The organism is Nonomuraea sp. NPDC049725 (assembly GCF_040674795.1).
Taxonomy (GTDB): domain Bacteria; phylum Actinomycetota; class Actinomycetes; order Streptosporangiales; family Streptosporangiaceae; genus Nonomuraea; species Nonomuraea ceibae.
In genome coordinates this window covers 230,824-244,862 of the sequence record NZ_JBFANJ010000012.1, presented here as the reverse complement: position 1 = coordinate 244,862, position 14,039 = coordinate 230,824, and the positions used below count along the sequence as shown (strand labels likewise).

At 72.8% G+C, this 14,039-nt stretch carries 13 protein-coding genes; 9 read left to right on the top strand and 4 right to left on the bottom strand.

Annotated elements, in window-relative coordinates; translation table 11 throughout:
- The first annotated feature begins 1 nt into the window (after position 1).
- From AB0J53_RS30170 to AB0J53_RS30140, 7 genes are all read left to right on the top strand, one after another.
- Positions 2-883 (top strand): sugar ABC transporter permease, encoded by an 882-nt coding sequence (locus AB0J53_RS30170; RefSeq protein ID WP_364178749.1) that lies wholly within the window; start codon positions 2-4, stop codon positions 881-883.
- Between the two features lie 39 nt (positions 884-922).
- Positions 923-1,729 carry a carbohydrate ABC transporter permease gene (locus AB0J53_RS30165; RefSeq protein WP_219519792.1) on the top strand — a complete coding sequence of 269 codons (807 nt, stop codon included), beginning with the start codon at positions 923-925 and terminating at the stop codon, positions 1,727-1,729.
- A gap of 12 nt (positions 1,730-1,741) precedes the next feature.
- Positions 1,742-3,001: a sugar ABC transporter substrate-binding protein gene (locus AB0J53_RS30160; protein WP_364178745.1), complete on the top strand. Its 1,260-nt coding sequence runs from the start codon at positions 1,742-1,744 to the stop codon at positions 2,999-3,001.
- Positions 3,002-3,031: 30 nt separating this feature from the next.
- On the top strand, positions 3,032-4,117 hold the full coding sequence (locus AB0J53_RS30155) for a glycoside hydrolase family 15 protein (protein WP_364178743.1): 1,086 nt from the start codon (positions 3,032-3,034) through the stop codon (positions 4,115-4,117).
- A complete protein-coding gene (locus AB0J53_RS30150) occupies positions 4,114-6,324 on the top strand; it encodes a TIM-barrel domain-containing protein (RefSeq protein WP_364178740.1) in 2,211 nt (736 codons plus the stop codon). Before AB0J53_RS30155 ends, AB0J53_RS30150 begins: the two co-directional genes overlap by 4 nt.
- Positions 6,325-6,401: 77 nt before the next feature.
- Positions 6,402-7,685 (top strand): serine/threonine-protein kinase, encoded by a 1,284-nt coding sequence (locus tag AB0J53_RS30145; RefSeq protein ID WP_364178737.1) that lies wholly within the window; start codon positions 6,402-6,404, stop codon positions 7,683-7,685.
- A gap of 63 nt (positions 7,686-7,748) precedes the next feature.
- On the top strand, positions 7,749-8,612 hold the full coding sequence (locus tag AB0J53_RS30140; RefSeq protein WP_219518718.1) for a hypothetical protein: 864 nt from the start codon (positions 7,749-7,751) through the stop codon (positions 8,610-8,612).
- On the opposite strand, the gene rarD is transcribed toward AB0J53_RS30140, so the two are convergent.
- Positions 8,506-9,468, bottom strand: a complete 963-nt coding sequence (rarD, locus tag AB0J53_RS30135) for an EamA family transporter RarD (protein WP_357590167.1) — start codon at positions 9,466-9,468, stop codon at positions 8,506-8,508. The two genes, AB0J53_RS30140 and rarD, sit on opposite strands and share 107 nt — an antisense overlap.
- A gap of 166 nt (positions 9,469-9,634) precedes the next feature.
- Between rarD and AB0J53_RS30130 the strand changes: the two genes are divergently transcribed.
- Entirely contained in the window at positions 9,635-10,591 is a 957-nt protein-coding gene (locus AB0J53_RS30130; protein ID WP_219518708.1) for a hypothetical protein, read from the top strand.
- A gap of 88 nt (positions 10,592-10,679) precedes the next feature.
- On the opposite strand, the gene AB0J53_RS30125 is transcribed toward AB0J53_RS30130, so the two are convergent.
- Together AB0J53_RS30125 and AB0J53_RS30120 are read right to left on the bottom strand one after the other, a co-directional pair.
- Positions 10,680-11,042: a DUF5130 family protein gene (locus AB0J53_RS30125; RefSeq protein ID WP_364178733.1), complete on the bottom strand. Its 363-nt coding sequence runs from the start codon at positions 11,040-11,042 to the stop codon at positions 10,680-10,682.
- Positions 11,043-11,047: 5 nt separating this feature from the next.
- Positions 11,048-11,338, bottom strand: coding sequence for a hypothetical protein (locus tag AB0J53_RS30120; RefSeq protein ID WP_219518701.1), 291 nt, complete (start codon positions 11,336-11,338; stop codon positions 11,048-11,050).
- A 53-nt stretch (positions 11,339-11,391) separates the two neighbouring features.
- Here AB0J53_RS30120 and AB0J53_RS30115 point away from each other — a divergent pair, with 53 nt between their 5' ends.
- Entirely contained in the window at positions 11,392-13,146 is a 1,755-nt protein-coding gene (locus AB0J53_RS30115) for a serine/threonine-protein kinase (protein ID WP_364178730.1), read from the top strand.
- On the opposite strand, the gene AB0J53_RS30110 is transcribed toward AB0J53_RS30115, so the two are convergent.
- The gene (locus AB0J53_RS30110) at positions 13,134-13,859 is read right to left on the bottom strand and encodes a winged helix-turn-helix domain-containing protein (protein ID WP_364178728.1); all 726 of its coding nucleotides are present in this window, start codon (positions 13,857-13,859) and stop codon (positions 13,134-13,136) included. The two genes, AB0J53_RS30115 and AB0J53_RS30110, sit on opposite strands and share 13 nt — an antisense overlap.
- Positions 13,860-14,039 lie beyond the last annotated feature (180 nt).

The following is a 14,039-nucleotide window of genomic DNA, read 5'->3' as shown; positions in this document are numbered from 1 at the left end:
GATGACACTCACCGCGGCCCCGCCCGAGGCGGGGGCCACGCACGGGCGGAGGGCGCCGCGACGGCGGTGGCGTCACGCGGGGACCGTCGCGGTGTTCCTGCTGCCGAGCCTGGTGCCGCTGACCCTGTACACGCTGGTCCCGATGGTGGCGTCGCTGTGGACGAGCCTGCACGAGTGGGATCTGATCACGGAGATGCGCTGGGTGGGCCTGGGCAACTACGTGGAGCTGATCGGCGATCCGGGGACACGGGCGGCGTTCGGGCACACGCTGTACTTCATCGCCGGTTACCTGCCGCTGGTCTACCTGGGCGGGCTGGGCCTGGCGCTGCTGCTGAACCGGGCGATGGCGGGCCGGAGCCTGCTGCGCGGGATCTACTTCCTGCCGGTCATCACGAGCTGGGTCGTGGTGGCGCTGATGTGGAAGTGGCTGCTGAACCCGGCGAGCGGGATCGTGAACTGGGCGCTGGGGCTGGTCGGGGTGAGCGGGCCGGGCTGGTGGACGGATCCGGCCTGGGCGATGCCGTCGGTGATCCTCGCCTCGGCGTGGAAGGACCTGGGCTTCGTGATGATCATCCTGCTGGCGGGGCTGCAGGCGATCCCGAAGGAGTACCAGGAGGCGGCCATGGTCGACGGGGCGTCGGCGGTGCGCCGGTTCCGGCACATCACGCTGCCGCTGCTGTCGCCGTCGTCGTTCTTCGTCGTGGTGATCTCGCTGATCAACGGGTTCCAGGTGTTCGACCAGGTCAAGATCATGACGGGAGGCGGGCCGGGCGGGGCGACGCAGGTGGTGGTGTCGCAGATCTATGACCTGACGTTCCGTTACGGCCGGGCGGGGCGGCCTCGGCGCTGTCGTGGCTGCTGTTCGCGCTCGTGCTGCTGGTGACGATCGTGCAGATCCGCGGGCAGAAGCGGTGGGTGACCTATGGGTAGGGCGCTGCGCTATCTGGCGGTGGGGCTGGGCGCGGTGGTGATGCTGTTCCCGTTCGCGTGGGCGCTCATCACCTCGATCACGCCGAGCGACGCGGTGCTGGCGGTGCCGCCGGACTTCACGCCGGAGGGCGCGAGCCTGGACGCGTACGGCAAGCTGCTGGAGACGCTGCCGTTCTGGCGGATCGTGGCCAACAGCGCGTGGATCGGCGCGGCGTCCACGCTGCTGCAGCTCGTGACCAGCGCGATGGCCGCGTACGCGTTCGCCCGGCTGCCGTTCCCGGGGCGGGGGGCGCTGTTCGCGGTCTACCTGGCGACGCTGATGATGCCGCTGCCGGTGCTGGTGGTGCCGCTGTTCATCGAGATGCGGATGTTCAACCTGGTCGACACCTATTTCGCGCTGCTGGCTCCGACGATCGCCTCGGCGTTCGGGGTGTTCCTGCTGCGGCAGGCGATCCGGCAGGTGCCCCGGGAGTTCGACGAGGCGGCCGTGCTCGACGGCGCCGGACATTTCAGGATCTTTCTGTACGTGGTCCTGCCGCTCATCCGCCCGGCCCTGGCCACCTTCGCCATCTTCGGCTTCATGGCCAGCTGGAACAGCTACCTGTGGCCGCTGATCATCATCAAGTCGCCCGAGTTCATGACGCTGCCGCTGGGCCTGGCCACGCTGCACGGCCAGTTCACCACCGAGTGGGACGTGGTCATGGCCGGTTCGGTGATCAGCGTCGTGCCGATCCTCGTTCTCTACGTCTTCGCCCAGAAACACGTCATCGCCAGCGTCGCGCAGAGCGGGCTCAAGTAAAGGAAACCCCCCATGAAGACACGTACCAAGGTGGCCGCCGCGCTCGCGGCCGCGCTGCTCGCCTCCGCCTGCTCCCAGGGTTCGGCCACGAAGGCGCCGAGCGGCGAGGGCGGCAGGACGACGCTGCGCTACTTCACGTTCTCGGCGGCGCCGGACCACGTGAAGGACCTCGACGCGATCGTGGCCGCGTTCGAGAAGCAGAACCCGTCGATCGACGTCGTGGTGGAGACCGCGCCGTTCGACGAGTACTTCACCAAGCTCCAGACCAGCATCGCGGGCGGCACCGCGCCCGACACCTTCGAGCTGAACTACGAGAACTTCGTCACCTACGCCGGCGCCGGTTCGCTGCTCGACCTGGGCGCCGTGGGCGGAGACGGCGACCTGTCGGCGTACGCGGCCGAGTCGCTGAACGCCTTCAAGCGCGACGGCAAGCAGTACGCGCTGCCCGCGTCGTTCTCGACCGTGGTGCTCTTCTACAACAAGGACCTGTTCGAGAAGGCCGGCGTCGACCTGCCCACCGCCGACTGGACGTGGGCGGACGAGCAGGCGGCGGCAGAGAAGCTGACGGACAAGAAGAAGGGCGTCTACGGCGACTTCCAGCCGGTGCAGTTCTTCGAGTTCTACAAGACGCTCAAGCAGGCCGGCGGCGAGTTCCTGTCGGCCGACGGCAAGAAGTCCGCCTTCGACAGCCCGCAGGGCGTCAAGGCGGCCGAGTGGCTGGTGTCGAAGGTCGGCAGGACGATGCCCACCGAGGCGGAGATCGGCGGCACCGCCGACTACGACACGAACCTGTTCAAGTCCGGCAAGCTCGCGATGTGGCACAACGGCATCTGGCAGTTCGCCGGGCTGAAGGACGTGCCGTTCGAGTGGGACGTCGTCGTCGAGCCCGGTGACGCGGGCAAGGCCAGCGCGGTCTTCCACAACGCGGTCGCCGTCTCGTCCACGACCAAGCTGGGCAAGGAGGCGTACGCCTGGGCCCGCTTCCTGTCGTCGTCCGACGTCGCGGCCGCCACCCGCATCGCCTCGTCGTGGGAGCTGCCGCCGGTCGCCGACCAGCAGGTGCTGGCCGGCTACCTCAAGGACCCGAAGCCCGCCAACCGGCAGGCGGTCTTCGACGCGCTGGAGTCGATCGCGCTGCCGCCGGTCATCAAGCGCCAGCAGGAGATGCAGGACGCCGTGACCAAGGAGCTGAGCGAGGCCGCCTCCGGCCGCAAGCCGGTGCCGGACGCGCTCAAGGCGGCCGCCGCCGAGGTCGACGCACTGCTCGGCTAGATCCCCGACCCTTTCAGGAGACCAGTTCCCGTGACCCTCGTGTCGCACAGCCTCGACGTGATCCAGAGGCTCCAGTCGTCCACCGGCGCCTATCCGGCCTCGCCGACCTTCTCCGCCTACCGCGGCTACTCGTGGCTGCGGGACGGCTCGTTCATCGCCGAGGGGGTGAGCAGGCACGGCGACGTGGCCGGGGCCGACGCCTTCCACGCCTGGAGCGCCCGGGTGGTCGGCGACCGCGCCGGGCAGGTGGACGCGCTCGTCGCCCGCGCCGCACGCGGGGAGCCGGTCGCGCAGGCCGAGATGCTGCCCACCCGGTTCACGCTGGACGGCGTGGACGGCACGGACGAGTGGTGGGACTTCCAGCTCGACGGATACGGCACCTGGCTGTGGGCGCTGCGCGAGCACACCGCCCGGCACGGGCGCGCCGTCCCGGGCGTGGAGAAGGGGGTACGGGCCACCGCCCGCTACCTGTCGGCCTTCTGGGACCGGCCCTGCTACGACTGGTGGGAGGAGCACGTCGAGCAGCGGCACGTGGCGACGCTCGGCGCGGTGCACGCCGGGCTGCGCGCGGCCCTGGAGCTGGACGTGCTGAGCGCGGCCGAGGCCGAGGCCGCCTCGGCGGCGGTGGCGGGCGTCGCGGCGCTGGTGGCCGCCGAGGGCGTCGCCCCGGGCGGGCACCTGCGCAAGTGGCTGGGCAGCGACGCCGTGGACGGCAGCCTGCTGGCGTGCGTGGAGCCGTTCGGGCTGTACGCGGCCGGGCACCCGGTGGGGGCGGCGACCGTGGCGGAGGTGGAGCGGCAGCTCGCCCGCGACGGCGGCGTGTACCGCTACCTGGAGGACACCTTCTACGGCGGCGGCCGGTGGGTGCTGCTGGCCGGGTTCCTCGGCTGGAACCACGCGCGGGCCGGGCGCTCCGGCGAGGCGCGGCGCTACCTCGACTGGATGGCCGCGCAGGCGACGCCCGCGGGCGACCTGCCCGAGCAGGTGCCCGGCCTGCTGCTCTGGCCGGAACGCCGACAGGAGTGGCTGGACCGGTGGGGCCCGGTGGCCACGCCGCTGCTGTGGTCGCACGGCATGTACCTGATCCTCGCCGACGAGCTGGGGGTGCGGGCATGATCCGGCATCGTCCCTTCGGGTCCGGGCACCCGTACGCGGTCACCGAGGACCAGCGCGTCCCGGCGCGCCCGCTCGCCGGTGAGGCCGTGGAGCTGCGCGTGCGCGCGTCGCCCGCGGTGGCGTCGGTGGTGTGCGAGTGGGTGACGGACGGCGGGGCTCCGCTGGAGCTCGCGCTCGCGCCGCAGGGCGGCCCCGGCGCGCGGGAGGCGGGCGCCGACGGCGGGCACCTGGCCGCCGCGCAGGCGCGGGCCGCGCGGGCCGCCGCCGGGTCGTGGGCGGTGCGGACACCGCCGCTGGAGGCCGGGCGGCGCTACGCCTACCGGTTCCGGGCCGCCGACGGGGAGGGGCGGACCCGTGCCTCCCGGTGGTTCGAGGTGACGGCGGCGGTGTGGGGCGCGGCCGGCGGCAAGCTGGACGTGCGCGGCGGCGACCGGGTGGTGCCGGGGAGCGTGCGGTGGCTGGCCGACGGTGACGGGCCGCTGCGCGTCCGGTTCGAGCTGGAGCTGCGCGACGGCGAGCACGTGGTCGGGTTCGGCGAGCGGTTCGACGCGGTGGACCAGCGCGGCCGGGAGCTGGACGCGGTGGTGTTCGAGCAGTACAAGGCGCAGGGCGCGCACGGCAGGACGTACCTGCCCATGCCGTTCGCCCTGGTCGTCGGCGCGCGGGCGACGTGGGGCCTCCACGTGGTCACGAGCCGCCGGACCTGGTACGACGTGGGCGCGAGCGTGCCCGGCCGGCTGCGCGTCGAGGCGGAGCTCGGCCCGGACGGCGAGCTGGCCGTCGAGCTGTACGAGGGCGGCGCCCCGGCGGACGTGCTGCGGCGCTTCCTGGACGACGTGGGGCGGCCGGAGGAGCTGCCGTCGTGGGTGTTCCGCCTGTGGGCCAGCGGCAACGAGTGGAACACGCAGGAGCGCGTGATGGCCGAGATGGACCGGCACCGCGAGCACCGCATCCCGGTCGGCGCGCTGGTCATCGAGGCGTGGAGCGACGAGACGACGTTCACCGCGTTCCGCGGGGCCCGCTACGAGGCGTCGGAGGAGCCGCACCGGCTGGCCGACTACACCTTCCCGGCGGACGGGCCGTGGCCCGACCCGAAGGGCATGGTGGACGAGCTGCACGAACGCGGCGTCAAGGTGCTGCTGTGGCAGATCCCGCTGCAGAAGACGCGCCCGCACCCGCGCCACCAGGCGGCCGTGGACGCCCGGCAGCTCGTCGAGCGCGGCTACGGGGTCAAGGAGGCCGACGGCCGGCCGTACCGGAACCGGGGCTGGTGGTTCCCGCTGGCGCTCATGCCTGACCTGTCGTCGGCGCGGGTGCGCGACTGGTGGACGGCCAAGCGCGCGTACCTGGTGGACGAGGTGGGGATCGACGGGTTCAAGACCGACGGCGGCGAGCACGCCTGGGGTCACGACCTGCGTTATGCCGACGGCCGCCGGGGCGACGACGGCAACGGGCTGTTCCCGGTGCACTACGCGCGGGCGTTCGGCGACCTGCTGCGGCGGCACGGCAAGGCGCCGGTGACGTTCAGCCGGGCCGGGTTCGCCGGGTCGCAGGCGCACGGCGCGTTCTGGGCGGGGGACGAGGACTCCACGTGGGAGGCGTTCCGCTCCTCGGTCAGGGCGGGGATCACGGCCTCGGCGTGCGGGATCGTCTACTGGGGCTGGGATTTGGCCGGGTTCTCCGGCCCGGTGCCGGACGCGGAGCTCTATCTGCGGGCGGCCGGGGCGGCGGCGTTCATGCCGATCATGCAGTATCACTCGGAGTTCAACCACCATCGCACGCCGATCCGGGACCGGACGCCGTGGAACGTCGCGGCGCAGACCGGGGACGAGCGGGTGATCCCGGTGTTCAGGCGGCTGGTGGAGGTGCGCGAGCGGCTGGTGCCCTACCTGGCGGAGCAGGCGCGCCGGGCGCTGGACGGGGCGCCGCTGATGCGCGGGCTGTTCTTCGACCATCCGGGCGATCCGGCGGTGTGGCGGCGTCCGTTGCAGTTCAAGCTGGGGGACGCGTTGCTGGTGGCGCCGGTGACCGATCCCGATGTTTCGGAGATTTCCGCCTATCTCCCTGAGGGGGACTGGGTGGACGTCTGGACCGGCCGCCCGATCGGCGGCGGCCGGGAGGTCGTGCTGCCCGCCCCGCTCGACCGCCCGCCGGTGCTGTGCGCGGCGGAGCGCTGGCCAGAGCTGTCGCCCGTGTTCGCCGGTTGAGGGGCGCCACGACGGGCGCGTTCTGAGCGGCGGCGAAAGGGCGTGTGCAGCCGAGCGGCGGTGTTAGCCTCGATAACGTGCTCGGTTCCGGGACCACGCTCAACGACCGCTACACGCTGACCAGCCGCCTGGGCGGTGGCGGCATGGGCGAGGTCTGGCGTGCCGACGACACGGTCCTCGGCCGCACCGTCGCCGTCAAGGTGCTGATGCCGGCCCTCAGCGAGGACGCCACGTTCCTGCGGCGCTTCCACAACGAGGCCAGGGCCATGGCCACGCTCCGCCATCCGGGCGTGGTCGACGTCTACGACTACGGCACCTGCGAGATCGGCGAGCGCCGGCTCAGCTTCCTGGTGATGGAGTTCGTCCAGGGCGAGTCCCTCGACCGGGTGCTGAGCCGCGGCCCGCTCAGCCCGGCGGCGACCATGCGGCTGATCGCCGAGGTCGGCGACGCGCTGGCCGCCGCCCACCGGCAGGGCATCGTGCACCGCGACGTCAAGCCGGCCAACCTGCTGATCAGGCCAGGCGGCTCGGTGGCGCTCACCGACTTCGGCATCGCGCATTCGGCTTCGGCAGGTCAGCTCACCGCCACCGGGGCGATGCTCTGCTCGGCCGGCTACTGCGCGCCCGAGCTGGCCACGGCCAGCGAGGTGACGCCCGCGGTCGACGTCTACGCGCTGGGCGTGGTGGGCTTCGAGTGCCTGACCGGCCGGCTGCCGTTCGAGGGCGACACGCCCGTCCAGATCATCTACAAGCACCTGCACGCGGCCACGCCCACGCTGCCGTCGGAGGTGCCGCCGGGGCCTCGCCACGTCGTGGCGAAGGCGCTGGAGAAGGCGCCCGAGCGGCGCTGGGAGTCGGCCGAGCAGATGGCCGAGGCCGCCCGCCGCGCCTTCGACGCCCCCGCCTCGTTCGCGGAGCCGCGCCGCCGCCGCCTGGCCCCGGCCGTGCTGGCCGTGGCCGCCGCCGTGATCGTCAGCGCCGCCGTCGCGGGCGGGGTGTGGCTGCGCCCGGCCCAGACCGCGGGCGGCGAGCAGGGCGTCGTCCCGGCGCTCACCCAGCAGGCGTCGGCGGGCGTCACCACCGGCGCCGCGCCGTCGCCGGGCACGAAGCTCGCGCCGCCGTCCAAGCGCTCCCCCGGCACGCGGCCCAGCCAGTCCACGCCCACCCCGACGCCCACGTCCACCGTGACGGCCGGCCCGACCGTCACGCCCACCACGACGCCCACTCCGCCGCCCGACCCCGAGCCCGAGCCCGAGCCGACGGAGCAGCCGACCACCCCGCCGTCCGAGGAGCCGACCAGCGAACCGACCGTGTCGGAGCCGCCGGGCGACATACAGTGCATCCGGGCACCCTGCCCGTGACCTTCACCATGATCGACTATATTTGCGCCTTGTCCCCCCACGCCCTGCCCTGGGAGCCCCCTGGTGAAGAGGCCCGCCAAAAGGCATTCGATCATCGTCGACCCCGTCCTGATCATCGGCACCGGCCTGTCGGTCCTCCTGGCGGTGATCTTCTACGTCCGTGAGGACGCCGCTCAGGCGCTGGGCACCGTGGCCGGGCTCATCGGCGGCGTCATCACCCTGCAGATCCAGACCCTGCTGCGGGAGAAGCGCCGGATCGACCACGAGACCCGCGTCGGCCACATGGTCTCCACCATCGAGAAGATCCCCTGGCTGCCCGACCTGATGGAGCCCATGCTCCGGGCCGCCAAGCACGTCGAGCGCGAGTACAAGGGCACCCCCGCCGAGGACGCTTGCCGCAACGCCTTCGAGGAGTGCCTGCGCACGCTCGCCGACCTGGAGCGCGGCCACTTCCGCGCCCCCTACGGCGACGCCGGGGTGTTCCTCAAGCTGATCGAGCAGTCACGCGAGTCGATGTGCGTCACCAGCGTGCCGTCGGTCGACCTGTCGTGGTGGCTCCAGCCCGTGGGCAGGCAATACTGGCAGGCGCAGGTCGAGGCGCTCAGGCGGGGCGTGGAGATCCGCCGGGTGTTCATCTACCACGAGTGGACCGACGCGCTCGACGCGCTGGCCCGCGAGCAGATCGAGGCCGGGGTCAAGGTGCGCCGCGTGCAGGTCGACCGGCTGCCCCCGGCCATGCGGGTGATCACCGGCGTGTGGGACGGGGCGTGCGGCCACGAGCTCAGCTACACGGCCGCGGGCGAGGCCGTGCACGACACGTTCACGGTGTCCCCTCCTGACCTCGAACGTCTGATGCGGCAGTTCGAGATGATCGAGCGGAGCGCGCTCGAGGTGGGCGAGCGCCGCGACCCCGACCCCGTGGCCTGAGCCCGTCGGCCGTCAGCACCGCCAGCGCCACCCACAGCAGCCCGAACGCCAGCCAGCGGGTGGCGGGCATCGGCTCGCGGAAGACCAGCAGCCCGACGAGGAACTGCACGATCGGCTCGATGTACTGCAGCATGCCGGTCACGCTCAGCGGGATCTTCGTCGCGGCGGCGCTGAACAGCAGCATCGGCACCATCATGACGAACCCGGAGCCGATTCCGAGCAGCGTGTTGGCCCACGACACGTGCCCGAACGTGGCCTGTCCCGACGCCTGCAGCCACACCGTCCAGACCAGGGCGAACGGGAACAGCACCGCGGTCTCCACCATGAGCCCCTCGATGGAGCCCACGGCCAGCCGCTTCTTGATCAGGCCGTAGCTGCCGAACGTCACCGCCAGGCCCAGCGCGATCCAGGGCGGCCCCCCGTACTCGATCGTCAGGACGACGACCGTGACGGCGGCGAGAGCGATCGCGGCCCACTGCCACGGCCGCAGCCGCTCCCGGAAGACGATCACCCCGAAGGCGACGCTGACCAGCGGCGTGATGAAGTAGCCGAGCGAGGCGTCGACGACGTGCCCGTTCATCGTCGCCCAGATGAACAGCGCCCAGTTGACCGAGGTCAGCAGGCTGGCCAGGGTGAGCAGCGCCACGTCGCGGGGCCGCCGCAGGATCTCCAGCACCCGGCGGGCGCGGCCGAGGGCGAGCACGAGCAGGCCGATCGCGACCGGCGACCAGACCACCCGCAGCGCCAGGATCTCCATCGGCCCGGTCGGCTCGACCAGCGGCCAGTAGAGCGCCGACAACCCCCACAGGACGTACGCCGCGACACCGAACAGGACTCCACGCGACGCAACGGACACCCTGCCCAGACTACGTGGTGATCAGCTCCCGTCGCGTTCGTCGTCGAGGTGCACGTAACTTGACACAGTCCAATGCATGTCCATGGCTGACAGTCCAGCGTGCCGGTGCGCCCGCGGCCATCTCTAAGGTTTCAGGATGGTTCGCGCACCGTGAGAGGGTGATCAAGTGGAGACGACCCGTGACCTGTTCATCGCACTGGCCAGGCGCTACGCCTTCGCGGACCTCGGCGCGCTGGCGCCCGGCGAGCGCATCGCCGAGGTCTGCGAGTTCGGGCAGCGGCTGTTGTCACTCGACGCCGAGGATTTCGCCGCCGACGCCAAGGCGGTTCCCGCCGGGCTGCGGCGCCAGGCGCGCGCCTGCCACATGCCGCAGACGCCGCGCGAGCAGCCCAGGGGCGCGCTGGAGTCGCTGCGCCCCGCCTACGAGCTGCTGCTCGAGGTCATCGCCGTCCGGTGGCACCGGCGCGAGCTGAGCCCGATGATCGCCGCCGTGCACATCGCGGCCGAATACCTGCCGCTGCTCGCCTTCGAGCCGCATCTCGGCCACGCCGGCGACCCGGCGCGCTGGCCGGCCGGGCTGAGCGCGACGGGCAGCAGGTTCGGCGTGATCGGCGACCGCGACTGCGACCACACCAAGTCCGAGCAGTCCGCCACTAACCGGACCCTCCGCGTCGCCGGTGAGCCCGCCGAGGGCTGGCGCGCGTACTTCGACCGGCAGCACAGCCAGGTCGCCGGGGCGCTCGCCGTCTGCGTGGCGGGCTGCCGCAACCCCTGCACGGCCATGGACTGGATCGAGCCGGAGCCGCGCGCCGACCTGCACGTGCGGGCCCGCACCGCGCTGGCGTTCGCGGACACCCCGCTGGTACGGCTGCGCCACGCGGCACCGGTGGGCCACGGCTTCGGGGTGCCGTCGCCGGAGGAGGTGCTGGAGGCGTGGGAGCGCAGCCGGGCCGTCCTGGACAAGAACCCGGTCGGCGCGGCGGCGGCCAAGGACGACGGCTTCCCGCTGCCTGGGCTGCCGTCGCTGTTCTCGGCCGTGGCCGCCGCGCCGCTCGGCCCGGCCACGCTGCTGGCCGGGGTCAGCCGGCACATCGTCGAGCTGCTGGAACAGCAGACCCCCTGAAACCCTCCAGGCTGACCCCGGCGGCCCCCTCGGCTAGGAAGGAGCATGAGGGCGCCGCCTTCCGCGGGGGCGCAGGTGGCGCCTTCGCCTACCGTCTGGCGGTGGCCTGTTCGGCGAGCACGCCGATGCCGTACAGGATGCCGCCGACGAGGTCGCCGGCGCCGAGGGCGGTGGCCATGGACATGCCGGTGAGCCGGCAGGCGGCGTCCGGGAGGCGGCGGCGGGCGTTCTCGCCGGTGACGATCTCCAGGGCGCGGCCCCGTACGTCGACGAGGACGACGACCGCGTCGGGCGACTCGGCGCCGAGCGCGGCGTGCAGCTTCTCGGCGAAGTGGCGGCGGCCGCCGCGGGGCGGGCCGAGGTAGAGGCCGAAGCGCAGCCCGGTGCGCCGCTCGGCGGCGAGCAGCGCGCGCCTGACGTCGTCGGCCTGCGGGGCGGTGAGCGTGCGCATCGCGATCACCAGCCCGCCGACGCGCCGCCGACCCGTCTGCTGGGCTCGGCCGTCTCGGCGGCCGTCGCCCAGTCGGCGCCGGGCTCGGGCAGCCAGCTCGGCGGCCGGTCGACCAGCACCAGGCCGGACGTGCTCACGCCGTGCTCGCCGCGCCCTGGCCCGCCGAACCACACCGGCGCCGCCTCCGCCCTGCGTGCCGAGCCCCGGCCCGGCACCATGACCAGCAGGCTGATCAGCAGGAACAGGGCCAGCGACATCCCGACGAGGAAGAGCAGGATCTCCAGCGCGCTGTCCACACCAAGACCGTAATCCCGGTTCGTCTGTCCGGCCAGACCCTCCCATGAGAGTCTTGACACAAGATCCCCAAGACGAGGTCAACATCACGGTGGTAGCTCCAGAGACGATCGGCCGGTATCCCGTCGAACGCCCCCTCGGCTCGGGCGCCTTCGCGACCGTCTGGCTGGCCATGGACGAGCGGCTCGACTCGTACGTGGCGATCAAGGTGCTGGCCGACAACTGGGCGGCCGAGCCGGAGGTGCGCGAGCGGTTCGTCAAGGAGGCGCGGCTGTTGCGGCAGGCCGACTCGCCGCGCATCGTGCAGGTGCACGACATCGGCGAACTGCCCGACGGGCGGCCGTATTTCGTCATGACTTATGCCGACATGGGCTCGCTGTCCGGCCGGTTGCGTGACGGGCCGCTGCCGGTCGGCGAGGCCGTCCGCATCATCGGCGAGGTCGCCGAGGGCGTCGAGGTGCTGCACCGGATGGGCATCGTGCACCGCGACCTCAAGCCGTCCAACGTGCTGTTCCGCTCGCTGGCCGGAGGCGGCGAGCGGCTGATGGTGGCCGACCTCGGCGTGGCCCGCTCCCTCGCCGACGCCACCAGCCACACGATCGCGGCCGGGTCGCCCGGTTACATGGCGCCCGAGCAGATGCGCATGGACGGCTCCCCCGACCGGCGCGCCGACGTCCACGGGCTCGGCGCGATGGCCTACCACCTGCTCACCGGCCGGATCCCCGGCTCAGGCGCGGTCCGCCTCGCGCCCCACCGGCTGCGGCCCGACGTCCCCGAGCACGTGGGCGCGGCCGTCATGAAGGCCATCGACCCGGACCCCGAGCGCCGCTGGCCCACCGCCGCCGCCTTCGCCGCCGCGCTCGCCGCCGATCCGCTCCCGGCCGATCCTCCCCGGGCCGATCCTCCCCCGGCCGGCCAGCTCCCCGCCGGTCCGGTCGCCCCGGCCGGGCCGCCGGAGGGCCACGGCGCCGCCGAGGTCCAGCCGCCCGTGGAGACGATCCCCCCGGGTGCCGCGAGCGAGCCGTCAGGCGGTCGCGGCGCCCCCACGACCCCGTCCGCCATCCACGGACTCCACGAGCCCCGCCCCGGGGGCGAGCAGGCGGGGCCGGAGCACACCGTGCCGCCGTTCCGGCCCGCCGCCGGCGAGCCGCCGGAGCCCCCCGCCCCCGACATCCTGGAGAAGCGGCCGGTCGACCGGATGCGCGTGGTCACGGTCGCCGGGGCGGCGCTGGCGCTGGCCGTGGCGGTGACCGCCGCCGTGCTCGCCCTGCGCACCCCGGGCGGCGGGACACCCCAGGGCGGCACGACGAGCACGGGCAGCACAGGCAGCACGGGCAGCACGGTGGCGGCGGGCCTGCGCACCGACGCCGGCATCCCGCCGCAGTACCGGGAGCTGATCATCGAGGCCGGCACCTGGTGCCACGACGTCGACGGGCTCTCCCCCGCGCTGATCGCCGCGATCCTCAAGGTGCAGAGCGACTTCGACCCCGACCTGAGCGACCCGGAAGGCAACGAGTACGGCATCGCCCGCTGGACGCCCTCGGTGCTGCAGCACTGGCAGCCGGGCGGCCTGGAGGACCCGATCCCGAAGCCGCCGCTGAGCCCCGAGCTGTCGATCCCGGCGATGGGCCGGTTCTTCTGCGCGCTCGGCCCGAAGGTCGCCGACGTGCCGATGGACCCGGCGGCCCGGCTGTCGGCGCTGTTCGTGACGGGCGTGGACCCGGTGCGCCGCGACATGGGCGTGCCGTCGAAGTGGAAGAAGCACGTCGAGGAGGTCCTGCGCTACCGCGACCAGTATCAGGCCAAGTGACCGCCCGCCGCTGACGGCCCCGGCAGCAGCCGCAGGTCGGCGTCCCTGACCAGGTCGAAGCGGAGCGCCAGGTTGATGAGCGCGGCCCGCTGCCAGTCGGCCTTGCCGGCGTCGTCGGCCTGCTTGACGCGGAGCTTGGTCCTGGCCAGGTAGTCGATGTGGAAGTTGACGCCGCTCCTGGTCAGGCCGTGACCGGCCAGGCGTTCGATGAGCTGGGGCACGGTGGGCACGACGGTGCTGGACGGGTCGCGCAGCCGGGGCTCGCAGAGCGCGACGAGGATGAGGAAGTACTTGGCGGTCCTGTCCAGCGGGTAGACGCCCCGGGTGGCCTCGCCGGTGGCCGCCGGCGCGGCGGCCGTCCCGTACAGGTGCTCGGGCGCGAACACCAGGAAGCCGGTCGTGCCGTGCTCACCCGGCAGGATCACCCGCGAGAACTCGAACGGCACCGGCATCGACAGGCGGCGCGGCGGCACCTTGACGAACTCGCCGCCGCCTTCGGGGTTCTCCACGACGTAGGTGCGGTCGGGGGTGAGGTTGCTGATGAGCCAGTAGTCCTCGACGGCCTGGATGCGCCCGGCGAGCCTGGACACGGCCCGGTCGGCCACCACGATGTCCACGGGGACGTCCTGGGCGCCGCGGCCGAACGTGGCGGTCTCGCCCGGCGCGAGCTCGGCGGCCACGCTGGTGTCGGTCTGGATCAGCACCGTACGCATGCGCATGGTTGTACGCCCTCCGCCGGTCGCACGGCCACCTGTAATCTTGCAGGAGCCGGGGCGCACCTCTCTAGAGAGGAAGGTATAAGTACCCGGAAATCGGGCGTAGAACACGGTGAGCTGGGCCATAAAACTATGGACAAGGCAACACTAGGAATCGATCGAAACCTCGGGCTACGG

Bases quoted from the DNA above. Each gene is read 5' to 3' on its own strand.
- AB0J53_RS30165 (WP_219519792.1), top strand. From the start codon at position 923: ATGGGTAGGGCGCTGCGCTATCTGGCGGTGGGGCTGGGCGCGGTGGTG.
- AB0J53_RS30150 (WP_364178740.1), top strand. From the start codon at position 4,114: ATGATCCGGCATCGTCCCTTCGGGTCCGGGCACCCGTACGCGGTCACC.
- AB0J53_RS30170 (WP_364178749.1), top strand. From the start codon at position 2: ATGACACTCACCGCGGCCCCGCCCGAGGCGGGGGCCACGCACGGGCGG.
- AB0J53_RS30110 (WP_364178728.1), bottom strand. From the start codon at position 13,859: ATGCGTACGGTGCTGATCCAGACCGACACCAGCGTGGCCGCCGAGCTC.
- AB0J53_RS30125 (WP_364178733.1), bottom strand. From the start codon at position 11,042: ATGCGCACGCTCACCGCCCCGCAGGCCGACGACGTCAGGCGCGCGCTG.
- AB0J53_RS30160 (WP_364178745.1), top strand. From the start codon at position 1,742: ATGAAGACACGTACCAAGGTGGCCGCCGCGCTCGCGGCCGCGCTGCTC.